A 20180-nucleotide genomic window follows, 5' to 3' on the forward strand; every position below is an offset into this window, starting at 1 on the left:
AATTAAGCAATTGCGTTTACAAGGTCGATTAAAACTTCTTGTTTGTTGGTTTGAGTTTCCCCAACTAATTGTCCGTTTACGAAAGTGGCAAAAGTAGGCAAGTTGCTTACATTGGCTAATTTTCTTGATTCCGGAGAATTTTCAGCATCAACCAAAACAAAAGTAATAGCTTCATTTTCTGTTGCTAATTTTTTGAATTTTGGTTTCATAATACGGCAATTTCCACACCATGAAGCTGAATATTGTACTACTACTTTTTCGTTTTTAGCAACTAAATCTGCTAACGTATCTTCGTTTAAGTCGATTAACATAGTTTTTATTTTAAGACACTAAGTTGCTAAGGTTCTAAGATGCTAAGTTTGCTTTAGAGCCGAATAACTTTGTGTGGATTTATTTGATTTTTTTTAAGTCGTTGAGATTCTAAGATCTAAGTTTAATCTTAGAATCTCTTGACTTTTATTGTAGAATTGTATTTAAGATTCAAAAGTTAAGTTAAAAAACTTAGCATCTTAGAACCTTAGTATCTTAGCTGCTTAATTAGCGCTTAAGTATTCAGCAGTACTAACTCTGTCTGCAGACATAGCTTCTTTTCCAGCTTCCCAGTTTGCAGGACAAACTTCACCTTTTTCCTGGATATGCGTGTAAGCATCAACCATTCTTAAGTATTCGTTTACGTTACGTCCTAATGGCATATCGTTAACACTTTCGTGGAAAATTTTTCCAGTTTCGTCAATTAAGTAAGTAGCTCTGTAAGTTACGTTTGAACCTTCGATGATAACTGAATCAGTTTCTTCGCTGTATTCTGTAGAATCAATATCTAAAATTCCTAAAATGTTAGATAAGTTACGGTTTGTATCCGCTAAGATTGGGTAAGTAACACCTTCGATTCCACCGTTGTTTTTTGGAGTGTTTAACCAGGCAAAGTGTACTTCGTTTGTGTCGCATGAAGCTCCGATTACGATAGTATTTCTTTTTTCAAATTCTGGTAATGCAGCTTGAAAGGCGTGTAATTCAGTTGGACATACAAAAGTGAAATCTTTTGGGTACCAAAACAATAATACTTTTTTGTTGTTGTTTACTGCTTCTTCAAAAATGTTGATTTTTAAGTTATCACCCATTTCTGAGATAGCATCTACTGCAATACTTGGGAATTTTTTTCCTACTAAAGACATATTTTTCGTTTTAAGTTAAATATTTATTTGGTGCAAAAGTAGGGTATAAGTAAGGGTAGTTACAATAAGATGTGATTATTAATATTTATAAGTTGATAGTTTTTTGCTATTTATAATTGTAAGTTATTGAAGGTCAATATTTACGGGTAAGGTTCCGGAATAATTTTTATTTTCAAGAAGTTGAATTCCTGCAATTTTTTGAAATTCTTCAAAATCCTGATACGCCTCAATTAATCCTGAAGCCCTAGAAAGGTGCGGAATTAATGGCAAAACATACGGATTTCCGAAAACATAAAGAACACATTTTTTGGTTTGAAGTAATTCTGACAGTAAATCCAAAACTTCATCGTTAACTTCAAAATTATTCAAAGGTTTTGCTTTCGGAACAAATAAAGAAATAAGAATTGTTTCGAAATTTGCAAGTTCTTTTTTTATGGAAGTAATATCAGAACTTTCTAAATTTTCAAAAGCATATTCCGGTGAAGGTAATTTTGAATTTAATGTTTTGAAAAAAGTATTTTCGGTATTTTTATAAAAGCTTAATTTCGCTAACTGATTTCTTTTTTGTGCTTCAAAAATTAGTTCCGAATTCTGATTATCAATGATTTTTGTAATGCAGTTTTCGGCAATTTCAAGATTTAATTCCGAAGCTTTTTTAAAGTTTAATTCGCCAGTTGCAGCAAAAGAATCGTTTAAAAGACCCACTTTTTCCTTCGCTTTCATGATTCTGTTGAAACTTTCTTCGATACGTTCCGGTGAAGCATTTTTAAGAATAGCTTCAATTCCTTCCGGAACATTTTCGGCAAAACACAAAATATCATTTCCTGCGTTGAATGCTTCCCATTCCAATTCGCCTTTTGTTTCATATAATTTAGAAACACTGTGCATGTTTAAGGCATCAGAAATTACCAAACCATTGTAACCTAGTTTTTCACGCAAAAGGTTTTCAATAATAGGTTTTGATAAAGTTGCCGATGTATTTTTTCCATCATTCAAACTCGGAACAGCCAAATGTCCAATCATAATTGAGTCGACATTATTTTCAATTCCTTTGATGAACGGATATAATTCGTTTTCTAATAATTCTTCCAGAGTTTCATTTAAAACCGGTAATCCCAAATGCGAATCAACATTGGTATTTCCGTGTCCGGGAAAGTGTTTCAGGCAGCCTAAAATACCCACTTCCGACATTCCGTTTAAATATTCAACAGAAAAATCAGCCACTTTCTTTTTGTTTTCACCAAAAGAACGATAGCCAATAACCGGATTATTTGGGTTATTGTTGATGTCTGCCAAAGGCGATAAATTATAGTGAATTCCGGCAGCTTTTAAATCCAGACCAATTTGTTTTCCAACTTCGTAAACCAAATTAGCTTTGTTTTCAGGTAAAGCGCCAAGTGTAATCGCGTACGGATATTGCGGTGTTTTTTCGATACGCATCGCCAAACCCCATTCTGCATCAATGCTAATTAAAAGTGGCGTAGAAGCGGCTTTTTGGTAACGAACAATTAAGTCTTTGATTTTTTGATAACTATCATCATTGAAAACCACTTTTTTCTTGCTTTCATAATTTGTGGCAGCGCTCGCCCGACTATGAAAAAAAGTCAATCCACCAATGTTGTGTTCTTTTATTAAACGTTCGGTTTCCTGAATATTTTCTTCGGTATCGTTTATAAAAACAGCGGGAAAAAAGAATTGTCCCACTTTTTGTTTTAATGCTTCGGCTGTCATTTTCATTATTATAAAGTCTTTTTCATGCAAACACTATTCTCCATGTTTTCATAAGGAGGATAATTCGGAATTATACTGTAACCTGATTTTTGATATAAAGCAATGGCTTCCGGCTGTTTTTTACCGGTTTCTAAAACCGTGTACGGATATTTAATTTCAGCAGCCCAACGTTCTAATTCGGTTAAAACCTGCGAAGCAATTCCTTTTTTTCGGTGATCCGGATGCACGTACATACGTTTTATTTCAACCGAATCCGGTTCTTTTTCTCTAAAAGCACCACAACCAACCGCTACATCATTTTCATAAAAAACAACCACATGTTTTATTTTATCAATTTTATTAAACTGATTATAAAAAGAGTGATCTTCTCCGTCTCTGATGGCTAAATCTTTGTCTAATAGCGCAACAAGATTTATAAAATCAGTATCGTCTGAATTTGTTCGTTTTAATGTAATCATGATTAAATAAAAAAGTTTAGCAATTATGTCAAAACAAGTTCAATAATTTTACCATTAAGATATTAAGTTGATAAAGCTTGGACTTAAATAACTTAATATCTTAATGGTAAAAAGAAAATTAAGCTTAATTTATAAAAAATCCGTTACGCTTTCACTAAATAATCAAGGGTATTATTTTGATATATTACTTCAGTTTTGCTTTCTTTTGTTTTGCTAATTGTTTTTTTGTTTCAATTGCTTTTTCCAGTCGGTTTTTAAAACGGAAAAGTTTTGGTAAACCTTCCAGACGATCTTCGAGTGTGATTTCTTCAAAAACAACAATTGCTTTTTCTAAAACACGAATCTCGTTATCGATATCGTTTTGGTTTTTGTAGATCGTAGCCAGTCGATCATAAGGATGATTTCCTTTAAAGCTTTCCGCGACATTTTCTTCATATACTTCAATTGCTTTTTCAAAATTTCCTTCCTTTTCGAACTCAGCTCCTTTTAGATTGCGTTCGTTTTGCAAATTTTCATTGATTTCCATATTTCAGATGTTTGATTTGGGGTTAAACTTCTTCTGATTTTTTCCCAAAATCTTTCGGGAAAATTAAAAAACGGGAGAGAATCAATCCCGGAATTGTCGCCAGCAGAACCCAGATAAAAAAGTGCTGATAGCCTAAATATTGTTGTATATAACCGCTTAACATTCCCGGCAACATCATTCCTAAAGCCATAAATCCGGTTGCGAGAGCGTAATGAGCTGTTTTTGATTCTCCTTCGGCAACATGTATTAAAAACATCATAAACCCTGTAAAACCGAAACCGTAACCAAATTGTTCTAAAATTACAACGGCATAAATATAATAAATTGAAGAAGGATGGAAAAAAGCCAGTAAAATAAATCCGATAATAGGAAGATGCATTGCCAAAAACATCGGAAACATCCATTTTGTAAGTCCTTGTTTTGAAATAGCAATTCCGCCCAAAATTCCGCCTAAAGTTAAAGCGCCAACACCAAAAGTGCCGTAAATTATTCCAACAGCTTCTGTGTCTAAAGCCATTCCGCCAAGATCTTTAGCGTCTAATAAAAACGGACTTAACATTTTAAGCAATTGTGATTCTCCTAAACGAAACAATAAAATAAAAGCCAATACTATTCCGATTTGTTTTTTCTTGAAGAAACTTACAAAGATTGTTGCAAAGTTTTGATGATGATGAACTTCTTTATTTTCAGCTGCATTTAATTCATTTTTTGGCGTAAAAATAAAATTATAAACAGTTATAAAAGTCATTAATAAACCAACTGCAATCATCGTATACGACCACGCTTTTGTATTGTCTCCGTATTTATGTTCTAAATATCCGGCAAACAAAACGATTAATCCGTTTCCGGCTAAAAGGGAAAGTCGGTAAAAAGTACTTCTGATTCCGAGGAAGAAAGATTGTTGTTCTTTTGGTAAAACCAATAAATAAAAACCGTCGCTGGCAATATCATTGGAAGCTGATGCGAAAGCGGCGACCCAAAATATAGCCAAAGTCGTAATGAAAAATCCACTTGCGGGAACCGTAAAACCGACTAATAAAAAGGCAATCGAAATAATTAATTGCATCGATAAAAACCATTTTCTTTTGGTTCCGTTCAATTCAATAAACGGACTCCAAAGTGGTTTTATAACCCACGGAAGATATAATAAACTGGTGTAGACGCCAATGTCTTCATTTGAAATTCCAAGATTTTTGTACATAATAACCGAAACGGAAATTATTACGGCGTAAGGCAGGCCAGAGGCAAAGTTCAATAACGGAATCCAAAACCACGGTTTATTATCTGTTTTCATTCGGTTGCGCAGGTATATAGATTTTAAATGTCTTTTTTGTGTCGATAGTAGTTGGGGTACTTTCGTTCGCAAAATAATCAATAAATGTTACAGCGCAAGCTTTATACTGATTCATTTTTTCGGCAGGGATAGAAAATGAGATCGTACCATCGATATCGTGCACTAAAATCTTGTCAATTATTTGGGTTGCATCGTTGGTATTGATTTTCGAAATATGATCTGCACCGTAAATCACCATGTAACGAACCCTCGTATTTAGCGGCGATTTGATGTTGAAATAATATTTAAGACTGTCTTTTGAAAATTCATTTACAGTAGGAATATCAATTACAATTCGCCTTAAATTAGGAACTGAAGGCGGAAGCGCAGGATATTTATATTGATTTTCTTCTAAAAGTCGAACAACATCAAAGTTTTTGGTCATGAACCATTTTGAACTGAAATAAGCACTTCCGCCCACTTTTTTGAAACTTCTCGCATAATCAATCTGAGTTGGAATTTCGTTTACATAATTCCAGCTTTTGTCGCCGTCTCCTCTAATTTTATAAGAAGCGTGACCAATGTAAAGGGCAGTATTATTAGAGTTTTCAGACCACCATTTTACCAATTTCGAATAAGAAGCTCGTGGATTATTCATACTCCAGTAAAGCTGCGGCATAATATAATCGATCCATTTTTGATCCATCCATAAAACGGGATCAGCGTATAAATCATCATAATTGGAAGTCGATTGCGTCTCAGAACCTTTTGGATCTGTCGATTTATTTCTCCAAACCCCAAACGGACTAATTCCGAATTGAACCCACGGTTTGCTTGCTTTTATAGTGGTAGAAATCGTGTGCACAAAATTGCTCACATTCGCACGACGCCAATCGGCAAGGCTTAAACCTGAACCGTATTTTTTGAAGGAAGCGTTATCATTAAAAACTTTTCCCGGAACAGCATACGGATAAAAATAATCATCAAAATGAATGGCATCGATATCGTATTTGTCAACCACTTCTTTTACCACTTTCGTTAAATGCGTCTGAACTTCAGGCAACGCGGGATCATAATATAATTTTCCGCCATATTCGATCATCCATTCCGGATGTTTGAAAATGTCGTGATTTGGACTCAATAAGTTTTTATTTAAATCGAAAGTCGCACGATATGGATTCATCCAGGCATGAAATTCAAAACCTCTTGTATGCGCCTGCTCAATCATCCATGCCAAAGCATCATAATACGGAGCCGGAGCCTGACCTTCTTTTCCGGTAAGAAAACGCGACCACGGAGCCAGTTCTGTTGGGTAAAAAGCATCACCAACACTTCGAATCTGAACGATTACGGCATTGTAATTTAGTTTTTTGTAAGCGTCTAAAATCTCGATAAAATCAGCTTTTTCTTTTTCTACGCCGTCGGTTGCTGTTTTTGGCCAGTCGATATTGACAACGGTTGCAATCCAGACGCCTCTAAATTCATTTTTAGGATGTGTAACTTTTTCCTGCGAATTGGAATTCCATCCAAAGAATAGTAAAAATATGATAGAGTATATGAGGTACTGGTTTTTATGCATTTCAATCTTTTTTAAACAGAAATCAAAAATAGTTTTTTTAACGGACTATAATAAATAATTACGGAATTATAATTTGAACGTTATTTATTTGATTTTCATGTGTTTGTTTTTGAATAAATTTATGTTAATTGAATTCTGTATTGTTGTGTGTTGTTTTTTTGCCACGAATTGCACGAATTTTCCCGATTTTTTTGCTACAAAGGCATTGATTGACAAAGTTTTTTTGCCACAAATTGCACAAATTTCCGTCAATTTTTTTATTTCAATCTGATAAAAAAATCTACTAAATCTGCAGAATCTGCGAGAGAAAATTTTTAGCCACAGATTAAAATGATTCACACAGATTTTTTAATATGTATTTCACGCATATTGAAAAAGATTTAAGCAGATTAATTATAAAAAATCAAAATTGAATCTGCTTAAATCTGCAGAATCTGCGTGAAACAAAATCTTTTAATCGTATAATCTGTGGCAAAAAAAACTTTGTGCATTAGCGCCTTCGTGGCAAAAACAACCTTAATCAGGAAACGAAATTTTTCCCATTGTTACGGAGGGAATTCCTTTCTTTGTTCCAAAATTATAATCGCCTCCCGCAAGTGTTTCATTGGCTAAAAGCGCAAATAAAACCGCTTCTTTGGCATCGCTTAAAATTCCTAAATCGTCGCTTTTGTAAAACTGGCAAGACAATAAATCTTTTAGCCATTTCACCAATAACGGATTGTTTGTGCCGCCGCCCGACATATAAATTTTAAAATCTTCAATTGGCGTTCCTGTATTTTTTACTACAAACAAAATCGCTTCTGCAATTGTTTCTGCGCTAAGCCTTGTTAAAGTCGCAAGCAAATCTGGTGCCGAAATATCTTGAAGGTTTGTTTTTGAAAGCACATTTTGTACAAAATCAAAATTGAACAATTCCTGACCAATCGTTTTTGGGAAACTTTTCGTGAAGAAAGCATTGCCTTTTAATTCCCTTAAAAGTTCGTGATTTACGGTTCCTTTTTGCGCAATTTCGGCATCTTTGTCGTAACTTTTTTCGGGAAAATAATGTTTGGTATAAATGTCGATTAAGGTATTTGCAGTTCCGGTATCGGTTACAAAAACTTCGCTGGCGTTTTGAGATGCGGGCAAATAAGTAAAATTTGCAATTCCGCCCATATTCAGCATAATTCGGTTTTCGTCTTTTTTACTGAATAACAAATAATCACCATAAACAGCCAGAGGCGCGCCTTCACCGCCTGCCGCAACATGTTTTTGTCTGAAATCTGACAAAGTTATAATTCCCGTTTTTACGGCAATATGATCGCCATCGCCAATTTGCAAAGTGGCGTTCGGAAATTTTTCCTGCCCATGCAAAAACTTCGGAGCGTGCAAAACCGTTTGTCCGTGCGAGGCAATTAAGTCGACTTCATTTGCTGAAACATTCCATTTTGAGAGACAATCGTTGACCATTCCGGCATGCAGAATTCCGATCCATTCGTTTAATAGAGCAAAATGCTGAAAATCGATGGTTTTCTGTGCAAACACTTTACGGATTTCGGTTTTTATATCTTCGGAATAATTGATGGTTTCAAATTCAAGGATTTTTACATCCGTATTTTTTCCCGCGCCAGAAATCTCGCAAAGTGCAATATCAAGACCATCAAGTGAAGTTCCGGACATTAAACCGATTATTTTTCGGGTCTCTTTTTGAGCGATTTCGTAAAGAGAACTTATATTTTTATTCATTAAAGAAAGTTTTTAGGAAAGCATTTTATTTGGTAACGCTAAAATCAGATTTATTTGCATATAAATATACGGAAAATGGAAAATTTATTTTCAAAAAATCATTATTTCGGAAAAAGCCCTTCAATCCTGCAAAGGCTCAAAATGTAGAAAAAGTTTCATAATTAATTGGTTAAGTTTGCTCCGAAATTCTTCAAAATTGTTTTGTTGAATTTTAATCATCAATCAAACATTTAATCTTAAAAAACTATGAAAACATTTTTTTATTCTGTCGCCTTTTTACTGCTTTCTTTTGGCGTAAAGGCACAGGAAAACAGTCCTTTTACGACAGGATTTGAAGAAACCATCTCTTCAAAAATATTAGGACAGGAACGCAAAGTCTGGATCCATATTCCGAATAGTAACGGAGGAAATAAAATCAAAGACAGAGGAAATTATCCGGTAATTTATCTGCTGGACGGAAGAGAAAATTTCAACACCGTTGTAAGCATTACAGAACACATGGAAGAATCGAATCTTTGCCCGCCCATGATCGTAGTGGGTATTTTGCACAAAAACAGACTTGTAGATTTAACAACCGGTACAGACAAAGAATTGCGGGATGTTGTGGGCGGCGGCGAGAAATTTATGTCGTATGTCGAGAAAGAACTGATTCCGTATATAGATGCCAATTATCCAACAACATCATATAAAACTTTTATAGGTCATTCGCTTGGAGGTCTTACAGTTATGAATACTTTTTTGCATAATCCAAAATTGTTTAATTCGTATGTTTCTCTTGATGCTTCGCTGTGGTGGAACAACAAAAAAGTCGTGCAAGAGGCCAAAACGATTTTGCCGACTCAAAATTATAAAGGAAAAACATTGTATATGGCAATGGCAAACCGTTTAGAAAGAGGCATTGACACCTTAAGCGTTCAAAAAGATACGAGCGGAACTACGGCGCTTCTTCGCAGTAATTTAGAATTTATTAAAGACCTTTCTAAAAACAAAAAGAACCAATTGCGTTTTAAGTATAAATTTTATGAAGATGACAATCATCCTTCCGTTCGTTTGATTGGAGAATATGATGCGCTTCGATTTATTTTTGAATTCTACAAGCTTAAAATTTACGACAGCGAATTAAAAAATCCTGATTTTAAATTAGATTCTTTATTGGTAGCGCATTACAAAAATGTTTCTGAAAACATGGGGTATATTGTAAAACCAGGCGAAAGCCAGATTAACAATTTAGGCTACCAAATGATAGGCAACAAACAATTAGCAAAAGCCGAAACCTTATTTAAACTTAACACCACCAATTATCCTGAAAGTGCCAATTGTTATGATTCTCTTGGCGATTTATATCTTGAAAAAGGAGATAAAGCAAAAGCCATTGAAACTTTCAAAAAAGCTTTAACGCTAAAAGCAATTCCGGAAACGAAAGAGAAATTAGAGAAGTTGTTGAAGGAGAAGAAGTAAAATTTTATTATTAAATATGGGAAAGCTCAACTGTTTTTGGTTGGGCTTTTTTTTGTGGGGTAAAATCAGGTATTTGTACTTGGTAGTTTAGAATTGTCAATTGATATATTTGAAGAATAAGATTTAACTCTACCAATAAGGTTTTCCGTAAAAAATTTGTAAATCAACAGCCTACATTTGAAAATTGCGTTTACGAGCGAGATGCTCGCGTCAGCTGGGGAAATTTATAAATTCAAAAAAGAATTACTTTCTACTATAAAAAACTATGAATAAGTAATTGCTTGTGATGTTTCCGAGGTCTTTTCAATTATCCTGATCTTCGAAGTCTGCTGGCGCGAGCGTCTCGCTCGTGAACACAAAGAATTCAAAATATAAATAAATAAAAGCTAAAAATAATCTAGTAAATAGATTAGAGGGATTATGTATCTATCTTGATTTAGATTGCGTTCACGAGCGAGACGCTCGCGCCAGCTGGGGGATTAAATATTGATTTACTATTCTTAAGAATTGTTGTCTTTTCTGATTTTTATTTTAATCCTAATTTATTTCATTTCTATACTTTCACAATCTTTCATTTTTTCGCCAATTTTATATCTTGACGTTAGTGAAAATGGTTTATTAATAAATTTTTTGCATTCCATTTTTTCAGGAAATTCATTATTTTTAATAATAGTTGTTCTTATAATTTTTTCAATTATTAATGGCTCTTTTTTTGATAAAAATATATCTTCATAAACATCTGCATTTTTTCCAATTTCTAAATTAATTATGATATTTTTTTTATCGTATAATATTTGAGCATAAATGTCTTCATTTATCAACTTATTTTTAATTGGTTGGAAAAAATCTATACTTTCGTTTGGCCCATTATTATTTATTTTTAGGTTGTAATTATTATCTATCTCAATAATAGTTGTGTCCTTTGAAAAAGTTACATTGTTTGAGATCTGTTGCTGGGTAACAGTTTTTAAATTAACCTCGGATGTTTTTTTGCAACTTATTAAAAGTATTATTAATAAATAAAAAATTGTGTTTTTTATAGTTCTATAGTTTTTCATATTCTTCTTTCATCTTAGTGTGATACTTATTTATGGCATAATCAGTTCCGTTGTATAATTCTGCTATTTTATCCCAATTTTTTTCCTTCATTGCTTTTATCATATCTGCACCTGTGACATCTTTTAAATAAATCTTGAAGTAAGCAAAATGTTGTATTTCACACATATTCATGGCTTCTTCCAATTCATTAGGAGAGTTATATAAATAATCATAATATTTTCCCATTACCTGAAATTTTCCCCAAGAACAACTCTGAATAGCATAATCATTATTTATTTCTTTAGATTGCTCCAATTTGTCGAACTGCTCTACTTCTGAACCATATTTCGCATCTGGATCTTTATATGTTCCAATATTATGAACAATATTTGGATATTTTTTTTTAAGAACATTTAATTCCTCTTCAGTTTTTAACTTTTTCAGGAAACGATACATATAATGTCTTTCATAGAGAATTTTTGCTTTTTGTTTCCCATTCACATAGACAAATGATTTTCTTCCACCAGATTCTACAATCGCTACTGCTTTAAAAACTTTTGCTTCAACACCAATATCTTTTGATAAATTTTCAAAGTGGTTGTTCGTTACGAGGCTGCCTTTATCATTGCAAGAAATATCCACTATTCCTTGACTATAACAATAACATTCTGTTTTCTCCTTTTTCTTTTCCTCTTTCTTTTCCCACCATTTATCATCCACATTAACTTTCATCACTTTATTATAGCGTTCAATTAAAGGATTTAATTCAATTACAGGTTTTACAGATACTTTTGTTTCTTGATAATCAAAAACTTTATTTTCGGCTTTATTTATTCCCTTTGTATCTTTTTTTGATATTCCTTTTTGTTCGGCGGGAGTTTGTTTTAAAGACTCCGGTTTATAATCAGGATTAGGTACATTGGTATTATTACCAGCAAAATTATATGGAGAACCATTAAAAAAGAATTCGACTGTTACATAATATTCGTGATTTTTGCCTTCGTTTTGATCTCCTGGAGCTAATTTTGCATTGGCGAGCCACATATTACTTGGATCAAGAAAAAACTTAATATCGGCTATTCCATCTTTTATTATAGCAGTCTCAAATTTTATTAAGGTATTTGCTTTGTTGTGCCCGGGACCTTTGCTGTCATCTTCCCATAAGGTAACAAATATTCTGCGGTTATCCATGTGTATGCCATGTACTCTTGCAATAAACCATTCACCATAAGTAAATTGTTTTATAGGTTTCTTGCCTTCACTGTCCAGTAAATCTATATCTACTATTTTGGGACATTCTGCATTTTGTGTTTTTATATCTATCCTTGCACTTAAACCGTTTATTTCAGCCTTTATTCTCACAGTCCGAGTTAGACTTCTTTGATAGAAAGTATAAGTTATAGGGTTTCCGTGTTTTTCATTTTCTTTGGTTTGTCGCCAGCGTCCACATTCTAAAATATGAACTGTCCATTTAACTTGATTTTCAAATGTAGTTTCAAAATCCTCTTTTGATGAGATTTTGAAAGAAGGAATATTTGGCAAGCTGGAGAAATCTATTGAGTAAGTTTCTATTACACCAACAACAGGATTAGGATTTCCAATAATTTTAAAATCTGGCATATATCTTTATTTAAAAAAAGTAAATAAAATCTTATAATGCGAATATATAGTCTTTTATTTAATTAAATAAAAATCTTACAAAATTTAACTTTTAAAAAATAAATTTTGTGTAAATCATTTTATATGTAGTAAATTCTAATATAAAAACCTCGATCTTAAAAAGTCGAAGTTTTTTTTATAGAATGTGATAAACTTATTCCAAATTCAAATAAGGATTTAAAACTTCGGCTAATTCATTCAACTAATAAAAGCTGTTTTCTAAAGTATTTATTTGGGATTGAAGAGTTTCATGTTCCTCATTAATTAGGATAAAATGAATATTATCATCTGATTGAAAAATATTTTTCTTAAATTAGAGAAACAATTAAATTTAAAAAAGATGAATCCATCAAAAATAATAGGAATAATTCTAATCGTTATTAGTCTAGGTGTGGGATATATAGGTATCAACAAAATAGCTGATAATACAAAAGAAATTAATTTTTTAGGACTAAAAATTAATGCGTCCAACGAATCTGGTAAACAAGAGGGATACCTTTATTTAGGGCTGGGCGTCATTTTACTTGTGGGCGGAATTTACACTGTCAACAAATCAAATTAAAGTGCTGTAAGTATTGCAAATATTGCTAAAAAAAAACCTCGACCTTAAAAAAGTCGAGGTTTTGCATTTGTTATTAATTCTAAAAAAAGTGACAAAACCTTATTCCAAATTCAAATAAGGATTTAGAACTTCGGCTAATTCATTCAGCCAAAAAAAGCTGTATTCAATGTTCATGAGTTCGTTTTTAAGGGTTGCGTCTTCTCGCAGAATTCCTAAGGCAATTATATAATTTAGTTTTCTAATTGCCCTGGACATTTCTTCGGGATCGATTGTGTTGTTGAAAAAATCTGTTAGCCTTTTTTCGGCTTCTTTCGAAAGGGTGTTTGTAGTCATAACTTTGACATTTTGGTTAAAACCCATGTTGATAAATTTGCTGTATATATATACAGTCATCATATCAAAAAGAGTAAAATTATTTAATTATTAGTGTCGTAGTTTAAGAACGTGCAATATAGGAAAAATCTTTCTATTATCAGTACAATGTATAATATATTGAGAAGAAATTAATAAAAAAATCCGTGCTATATTTGTAAAAAATGATTAGATAAATATAGATTCAAAACTGATTGATTTAGCAAATAAGGTTAACTAAGATAGACCTGATTATTAACGAAGAAAATATATAAAATAAAAACATGAAATCAACTTTAGCGTGCGTATTGCACTTCATATATTGGGTTTGGTTTTTATTTTATTTTTTCTTTTCGGTTGATGAAATTATAACGCTTAAAACAATTTCAGTCGGCGAAAAAGCGATTTCTATGATAGTTTCTACGTTTATTTTGTTTTTTGTTGGACTCATTTTGTATTTGTTTACAATTACTTATGAGATTCAAAATAAGATGAATAAGCATTTGCGATCTGCATCTCTAGTTATTGCAGTCATTCTGTTAGTTTTATTTTTTATTGCTTTTAGCGGTAACAGTAAATTAAGAATATAAACAAATTATGCTAGAAGAAATCTTAACCGACTACATAACTTTTATAAGAACTTTTGAATCTTTATTAAAAGAAAAATACAAACAAGATATAAATCCATGTTCGTTTTCACATACCTATTTTGAAAGAAAAGGCACTATTGAAGGAATTGAATATTGGTTTCACGGAAGCGGTTGTACGGCTCAAAAAGAGGGCGTTATTTATGCTTATGATATTGCTGTAAATGAAATTGAGTTTTCGCAATGGAAATTTTCAGAGTTTATAAGAACGCATACTGAATATCAAAAATTGAATTATAGTGATGAGTTTGTTGAATATGAATTGTATCAGCTTATCAATAAAGGAATATTGGGTTGGAATATAATTGAGGGAATTGACGGAACTTCTTTTGGGTGTGTTTTTAAGGAATATAGAGTTCTTCAGGAACCACCTTTTCTTCTTGATTAATTTTTCAAAAAATCTTCTTATGAAACCGAATGCCCTAGCCCTGATGGGAGGGAAAATCCTTTTGTGCCGGGGTTCGGCACAAAAGATTTGGAAGGACAGCAGGAAATAGCTCCTAAATAAAATCCAATTTTTTAAATCTTAAATTCTAAATTCCAATTTTCGCTTGTTCGTAAAAGATTCTAATTTAATTTTCATAAGCCTTTTCCCGTCCCGAAGTTTCGGGATCGGGACGCTCAGGGTGACAATGGTAGAAAAACCTTTGAACCTTTGTGACTTTGAACCTCTGTACCTAATAAAAGAACTTAAAAAAAACTATTTTTGTAATTGAAACGAAAAGCCAAAATTCAGTTATAATGTCAATAATTAAGGAATTACAACAATTATCAGAATCATTAGAAGGAACACTTTTATATGATGATCTTCATAAAACGCTTTATTCGACCGATGCTTCGGTGTATCGGATTAAACCAAAAGCGGTTGCGGTGCCTAAAACTATTGAAGATATTAGTAAACTGATCAGGTTTGCGGCGCAGCACCATATTTCGATTACGCCAAGAACCGCCGGAACTTCTTTGGCCGGACAAACGGTTGGTGACGGAATTGTGGTCGATGTTTCGAAAAACTTTACCAAAATTCTGAATTTTGACCCGATAAAAAAAACAGTTACAGTGCAGCCCGGCGTTATTCGCGATGAGCTGAATTTATTCCTGAAACCTCACGGCGTATTTTTTGGTCCGAATACTTCGACTTCAAATCGTTGTATGATTGGCGGAATGGTGGGAAATAATTCTTCGGGAACTACATCGATTCGTTATGGCGTGACGCGAGATAAAATTGTAGAAATCAAAGGACTTTTGAGCGATGGATCTGAAGTGGTTTTTAAGGAACTGACTTCGGCTGAATTTATCGAAAGAACCAAAGGCGATACTTTAGAAAATAAAATATATAAAAGTCTTTACGACGAACTTTCCGTAAAAGCAACGCAGTACGAAATTATAAAGGAGTTTCCGAAACCGGAAATTCACAGACGAAATACAGGTTATGCCGTTGATATTCTGTTAAAGTCGGATTTATTTGGAGGAACGCAACCAACAATTAACGTTGGAAAATTACTTTGCGGAAGCGAAGGAACGCTGGCTTTTACTTATGAAATTACCTTAAAAGTAGACGATTTACCGCCAGCCAACAATATTATGGTTGTGGCGCATTATCATAGTATTCAGGAATCGCTGGAATCTGTTGTAGTGGCGATGAAACATCATTTGTACACTTGCGAAATGATCGACGATACGATTTTGGATTGTACCAAAACAAATCGCGAACACATTAAAAACAGATTCTTTTTGCAAGGCGAACCCAAAGCAATTATGATGTTTGAAGTGGCTTCGCACGATGCAGAAGATGCCGAAAATCAGGCGAATGCTTTAATAGCTGATTTAGAAAAAAACAACTTTGGTTATGCACGGGTAAAAATTTACGGAGCTGATATTGAGAAAGTAAACGAACTTAGAAAAGCCGGTCTCGGACTTTTAGGAAGTATTGTTGGTGACGACAAAGCAGCCGATTCTATTGAAGACACAGCGGTTGAATTGAGCGATTTACCGGCTTATATTGCTGAGTTTTCGGCAATGATGTTACGTCATGGACAAGGCGCGATTTATTACGCACACGCCGGAGCAGGCGAACTGCATTTGCGTCCGGTTTTGAATTTGAAGAAAACATCTGACTTAAAACTTTTTAGAACCATCGCGACCGATGTGGCGATTTTGGTAAAAAAATACAGAGGTTCGTTAAGTGGTGAACACGGCGACGGAATTGTACGCGGAGAATTTATTCCGTTTATGATTGGCGAAACGAATTATGAATTATTGAAAAGAATCAAATTAGCGTTTGACCCGAATTCGGTTTTGAATATCGGGAAGATTGTGAATGCTTTGAAAATGGACGAAAACCATCGTGTGGTTTCGGGCAGGGTAGAACCGGATATTAAAACGTTTCAGGATTTCTCAGACAGTTTAGGGATTTTGCGCGCTGCCGAAAAATGCAACGGTTCCGGAGATTGCCGAAAATTGCCATCGGCAGGAGGAGCAATGTGTCCGAGTTATCGTGCAACGAAAAATGAAAAAGAAACCACGCGGGCCAGAGCCAATGCGTTGCGTGAATATTTGACGTATTCTGAGAAAGAAAACAAATTTGACCAGAAAGAATTATACGAAGTTTTTGAGTTGTGTGTGAGCTGTAAAGCTTGTGCCAGCGAATGTCCGAGTAATGTGGATGTTGCTACTTTAAAAGCAGAGTTTTTATACCAATATCAAAAAGCAAACGGATTTTCGACCCGAAACAAAATTTTTGCACACAATGCAAAACTGAATAAAATGGGAAGTAAGTTTCCGTCGATTACCAACTTTATTTCGAATCAATCGCTCGTGAAGAAAAGTATGGGAATTGCGCCGGAAAGACAAGTTCCGTTATTGGCAAAACGAACTTTCAAAAAATGGTACGAAAATCATAAACCCCAACAAAACGATTTCCCGAATGGACGAGTGTATCTATTTAATGATGAATTCACGAATTATTATGACGTCAATATCGGAATCGATGCTTTTGAATTATTAACCAAATTAGGTTACGAAGTTTTGGTCGTAAATCACGAAGAAAGCGGAAGAACGTATTTGTCAAAAGGTTTTCTGGAAGAAGCTAAGAAAATCGCGAATATCAATGTAAATATCTTTAAAGATTTAATTTCCGCGAAAGCGCCATTAATTGGAATCGAACCTTCGGCAATTTTGACTTTTAGAGACGAATATTTGCGCCTTGCAGATGATAAAGAAGCTGCTGAAAGAGTGGCTCAAAGTGCTTTTACGATCGAAGAATTCTTTAAAAAAGAAATCATTGACGATAAAATAAAACCGGATTCTTTCTCAGAAGAAAAGAAAGAAATCAAAATTCACGGGCATTGCCATCAGAAATCATTGAGTTCGGTTGAAGCGACTTTTGCTATGCTGAATTTACCAACGAATAATATTGTTACGATTTACAATTCAGGTTGTTGCGGAATGGCAGGATCTTTTGGTTACGAAAAAGAACATTATCAGGTAAGTATGCAAATGGGAGAAGATACATTATTCCCAAAAGTGCGTGCAACCGCCGAAAACGTAAAAATTGCCGCTGCAGGAACCAGCTGCCGCCATCAAATTTTTGACGGAACGAGTAGAGAAGCACAACATCCGGTAAGTATTTTGAGAAATTGTTTGCGTTAAGAGATGGCACGCGGATGACACGGATTCACTTCGTGAAAACGCGGATGAGCGCGGATTTTTATTTTACGCAGATTGGCATATTTAGGTAGATTTAATTTGAATTTAGCTATAAATAAAATCTGTGCACATCTGCTTAAATCATTTTAAATCTGCGTGAGAAAATAATTCGTAAAATTTGTGTAATTCGTGGCGAAAAAAAGCTTTTTGACTTAGCGTCTTCGTGGCAAAAAAAAACACCATTAAAACAAAATCGTTTTATATATTTGAAATCAGGATAATTTTTGCATTATTTGCAAAATAAAACCACAAAGACCGAAATAAATTAATTTTAAAAGCAAAACCACATATGGCATTATCATGTTTATTCCGAAAAAAAACGGTACAAGATATTCTGAAACAAGTTGCAAAAAACGAAGCAGACGGTCATAATGCGTTAGGAAAGCATTTGACAACGAGGGATTTAACTGCCTTTGGAATCGCTGCGATTGTTGGAGCGGGAATTTTCAGTACTATCGGAAAAGCCAGTGCAGATGGTGGACCAGCGGTTATTTTCTTGTTTTTGTTTACGGCGCTTGCCTGTAGTTTTGCCGCTTTTGCTTACGCCGAATTTGCGTCAATGGTTCCCGTTTCCGGAAGTGCTTATACGTATTCGTATGTAGCTTTTGGAGAAATCATTGCATGGATTATCGGTTGGGCTTTAATTATGGAATATGCCGTAGGAAATATAACGGTCGCGATATCATGGAGTGATTATTTTACAGGTCTGCTCCAGAGCGGCGGAATTCATCTCCCGCAATGGATTCAGATGGATTATCTAACCGCTTCAAACGGATTTAAAGATGCGACAGCTTTAATGCAGGGCGGAAAATCATACGAAAATTTAAGTACTTCATTACAGGCTGCTTATACGGCCTGGACAACAGCGCCAACAATTGGATCGTTCCATTTTGTGGCTGATTTACCGGCGTTATTCATTATCGTTTTAATTACAGCTCTGGTTTACAGAGGAATGAAAGAATCTCGTAATGCAAGTAATGTAATGGTTGTGGTAAAACTTTGCATTGTGCTTTTAGTTATCGCCGTTGGAATTTTTTATGTAGATACAGCAAATTGGGATCCTTTTGCGCCAAACGGAGTTAGCGGAGTTTTAAAAGGAGTTTCGGCTGTTTTCTTTGCCTATATTGGTTTTGATGCCATCTCTACAACAGCAGAAGAATGTAAGAATCCACAGCGTGATTTACCACGCGGAATGATGTGGGCCATTATAATTTGTACACTTTTATACATCGCCATTGCCTTGGTTTTAACCGGAATGGTGCGTTATAACGAATTAAATGTTGGAGATCCACTTGCATTTGTTTTCGATAAATTAAACTTAAAATGGATGTCGGGAATTATTGCCGTAAGTGCCGTAATTGCTATGGCGAGCGTTTTATTGGTTTTCCAAATGGGACAACCTCGTATCTGGATGAGTATGAGCCGTGATGGTTTATTGCCAAAGAAATTTTCTACCGTTCACCCAAAATTCAAAACACCATCATTTGCAACCATTGTAACCGGTTTTGTGGTGGCGATTCCAGCCTTGTTTTTGAACCTGACAATGGTAACGGATTTATGCAGTATCGGAACTTTATTTGCCTTTGTACTAGTTTGCGCCGGAGTTTTAGTATTACAAAACAAGCCTGAAATTCCAAGAGGAAAATTCAAAACGCCATATGTAAATTCAAAATTTATCATGCCGGTTTTAATGATTGCCGGACTGTATTATGCTTTTGCTTTCAACAATAAAGCAACAATGGCATTTATCAACAATGAATCACAAACGTATGATGCAACCACAATCATTACTTCATTAAACAAAGAAGAATCGACAAAAGTTTACAATTATCTGGAAAGCATTGATGTTAAAAATAAAACTGCCGAAACATCTGATTTAGAGCATTTATTAGGTCAATATCAGGATGATGAAACAAAATATGCTGAGGTTGTAAAAGGATTGCCAATCAGCGATTCATTAAAATACGAATCAGGTTTCAGTTTATTCAAACACAAAATTCCAATGTGGATATTCCTATTCGTTTTGGTTGGATTAGCCGTTTGGGCATTCAGAAAAAATCTTTCTTTGATTCCGCTTTTAGGCTTAATCTGCTGTCTTTACATGATGGCCGAATTAAGCGTTTGGAACTGGATTTATTTCACTATTTGGTTGTTAATCGGATTGTTTATTTACTTTACGTATAGTAGAAAAAATAGTAAGCTGAATTTTCCTGCAGAGGTTAGAAGTTAGAAGTCAAAAAGTTATATCTAAAAAGCCGTTCTGATCGATTTCAGAACGGCTTTTTTGTTTTATTTT

At 34.1% G+C, this 20180-nt stretch carries 16 protein-coding genes; 5 read left to right on the plus strand and 11 right to left on the minus strand.

What is annotated here, in order from left to right:
- Positions 1-2: 2 nt before the first annotated feature.
- From AC3QL1_RS10465 to AC3QL1_RS10500, 8 genes are all read right to left on the minus strand, one after another.
- Positions 3-311: a thioredoxin family protein gene (locus AC3QL1_RS10465; RefSeq protein WP_007805605.1), complete on the minus strand. Its 309-nt coding sequence runs from the start codon at positions 309-311 to the stop codon at positions 3-5.
- A 222-nt stretch (positions 312-533) separates the two neighbouring features.
- Entirely contained in the window at positions 534-1172 is a 639-nt protein-coding gene (locus AC3QL1_RS10470) for a peroxiredoxin (RefSeq protein WP_055098566.1), read from the minus strand.
- A gap of 123 nt (positions 1173-1295) precedes the next feature.
- Positions 1296-2909, minus strand: a complete 1614-nt coding sequence (locus tag AC3QL1_RS10475) for a glycoside hydrolase family 3 protein (RefSeq protein WP_492497385.1) — start codon at positions 2907-2909, stop codon at positions 1296-1298.
- 2 nt (positions 2910-2911) lie between these two features.
- Positions 2912-3361 carry a GNAT family N-acetyltransferase gene (locus AC3QL1_RS10480; protein ID WP_492497387.1) on the minus strand — a complete coding sequence of 150 codons (450 nt, stop codon included), beginning with the start codon at positions 3359-3361 and terminating at the stop codon, positions 2912-2914.
- 184 nt (positions 3362-3545) lie between these two features.
- A complete protein-coding gene (locus AC3QL1_RS10485) occupies positions 3546-3887 on the minus strand; it encodes a tetratricopeptide repeat protein (RefSeq protein WP_042566603.1) in 342 nt (113 codons plus the stop codon).
- A gap of 22 nt (positions 3888-3909) precedes the next feature.
- Complete coding sequence (locus AC3QL1_RS10490) at positions 3910-5181, minus strand: MFS transporter (protein ID WP_492497388.1); 1272 nt, start codon at positions 5179-5181, stop codon at positions 3910-3912.
- Positions 5168-6739, minus strand: a complete 1572-nt coding sequence (locus AC3QL1_RS10495) for a glycoside hydrolase family 10-like protein (RefSeq protein ID WP_492497390.1) — start codon at positions 6737-6739, stop codon at positions 5168-5170. The genes AC3QL1_RS10490 and AC3QL1_RS10495 overlap by 14 nt, the downstream gene beginning before the upstream one ends.
- A gap of 516 nt (positions 6740-7255) precedes the next feature.
- A complete protein-coding gene (locus AC3QL1_RS10500) occupies positions 7256-8464 on the minus strand; it encodes an anhydro-N-acetylmuramic acid kinase (RefSeq protein WP_492497392.1) in 1209 nt (402 codons plus the stop codon).
- Positions 8465-8710: 246 nt separating this feature from the next.
- Here AC3QL1_RS10500 and AC3QL1_RS10505 point away from each other — a divergent pair, with 246 nt between their 5' ends.
- Positions 8711-9922 carry an alpha/beta hydrolase-fold protein gene (locus AC3QL1_RS10505; RefSeq protein ID WP_492497394.1) on the plus strand — a complete coding sequence of 404 codons (1212 nt, stop codon included), beginning with the start codon at positions 8711-8713 and terminating at the stop codon, positions 9920-9922.
- Between the two features lie 542 nt (positions 9923-10464).
- Here the strand turns inward: AC3QL1_RS10505 and AC3QL1_RS10510 are convergent.
- Together AC3QL1_RS10510 and AC3QL1_RS10515 are read right to left on the minus strand one after the other, a co-directional pair.
- Positions 10465-10980 (minus strand): hypothetical protein, encoded by a 516-nt coding sequence (locus AC3QL1_RS10510; RefSeq protein ID WP_492497396.1) that lies wholly within the window; start codon positions 10978-10980, stop codon positions 10465-10467.
- A complete protein-coding gene (locus AC3QL1_RS10515) occupies positions 10967-12580 on the minus strand; it encodes an N-acetylmuramidase domain-containing protein (RefSeq protein ID WP_492497398.1) in 1614 nt (537 codons plus the stop codon). The genes AC3QL1_RS10510 and AC3QL1_RS10515 overlap by 14 nt, the downstream gene beginning before the upstream one ends.
- A gap of 379 nt (positions 12581-12959) precedes the next feature.
- Here AC3QL1_RS10515 and AC3QL1_RS10520 point away from each other — a divergent pair, with 379 nt between their 5' ends.
- Positions 12960-13181: a hypothetical protein gene (locus AC3QL1_RS10520; RefSeq protein WP_456314857.1), complete on the plus strand. Its 222-nt coding sequence runs from the start codon at positions 12960-12962 to the stop codon at positions 13179-13181.
- Between the two features lie 99 nt (positions 13182-13280).
- Here AC3QL1_RS10520 and AC3QL1_RS10525 read toward each other — a convergent pair whose 3' ends face one another.
- Complete coding sequence (locus AC3QL1_RS10525) at positions 13281-13514, minus strand: hypothetical protein (RefSeq protein WP_492497400.1); 234 nt, start codon at positions 13512-13514, stop codon at positions 13281-13283.
- A gap of 615 nt (positions 13515-14129) precedes the next feature.
- Between AC3QL1_RS10525 and AC3QL1_RS10530 the strand changes: the two genes are divergently transcribed.
- The 3 genes from AC3QL1_RS10530 to AC3QL1_RS10540 all read left to right on the plus strand — a co-directional run bounded on the left by AC3QL1_RS10530 (position 14130) and on the right by AC3QL1_RS10540 (position 20114).
- The gene (locus tag AC3QL1_RS10530) at positions 14130-14567 is read left to right on the plus strand and encodes a DUF6896 domain-containing protein (RefSeq protein ID WP_492497402.1); all 438 of its coding nucleotides are present in this window, start codon (positions 14130-14132) and stop codon (positions 14565-14567) included.
- Between the two features lie 353 nt (positions 14568-14920).
- Positions 14921-17827, plus strand: a complete 2907-nt coding sequence (locus AC3QL1_RS10535; RefSeq protein ID WP_492497404.1) for an FAD-binding and (Fe-S)-binding domain-containing protein — start codon at positions 14921-14923, stop codon at positions 17825-17827.
- A gap of 346 nt (positions 17828-18173) precedes the next feature.
- Positions 18174-20114 carry an amino acid permease gene (locus AC3QL1_RS10540; RefSeq protein ID WP_492497406.1) on the plus strand — a complete coding sequence of 647 codons (1941 nt, stop codon included), beginning with the start codon at positions 18174-18176 and terminating at the stop codon, positions 20112-20114.
- The last annotated feature ends 66 nt before the right edge of the window (positions 20115-20180 follow it).

The sequence above is a fragment of the Flavobacterium sp. GW823-FHT04A11 genome (genome assembly GCF_058796535.1).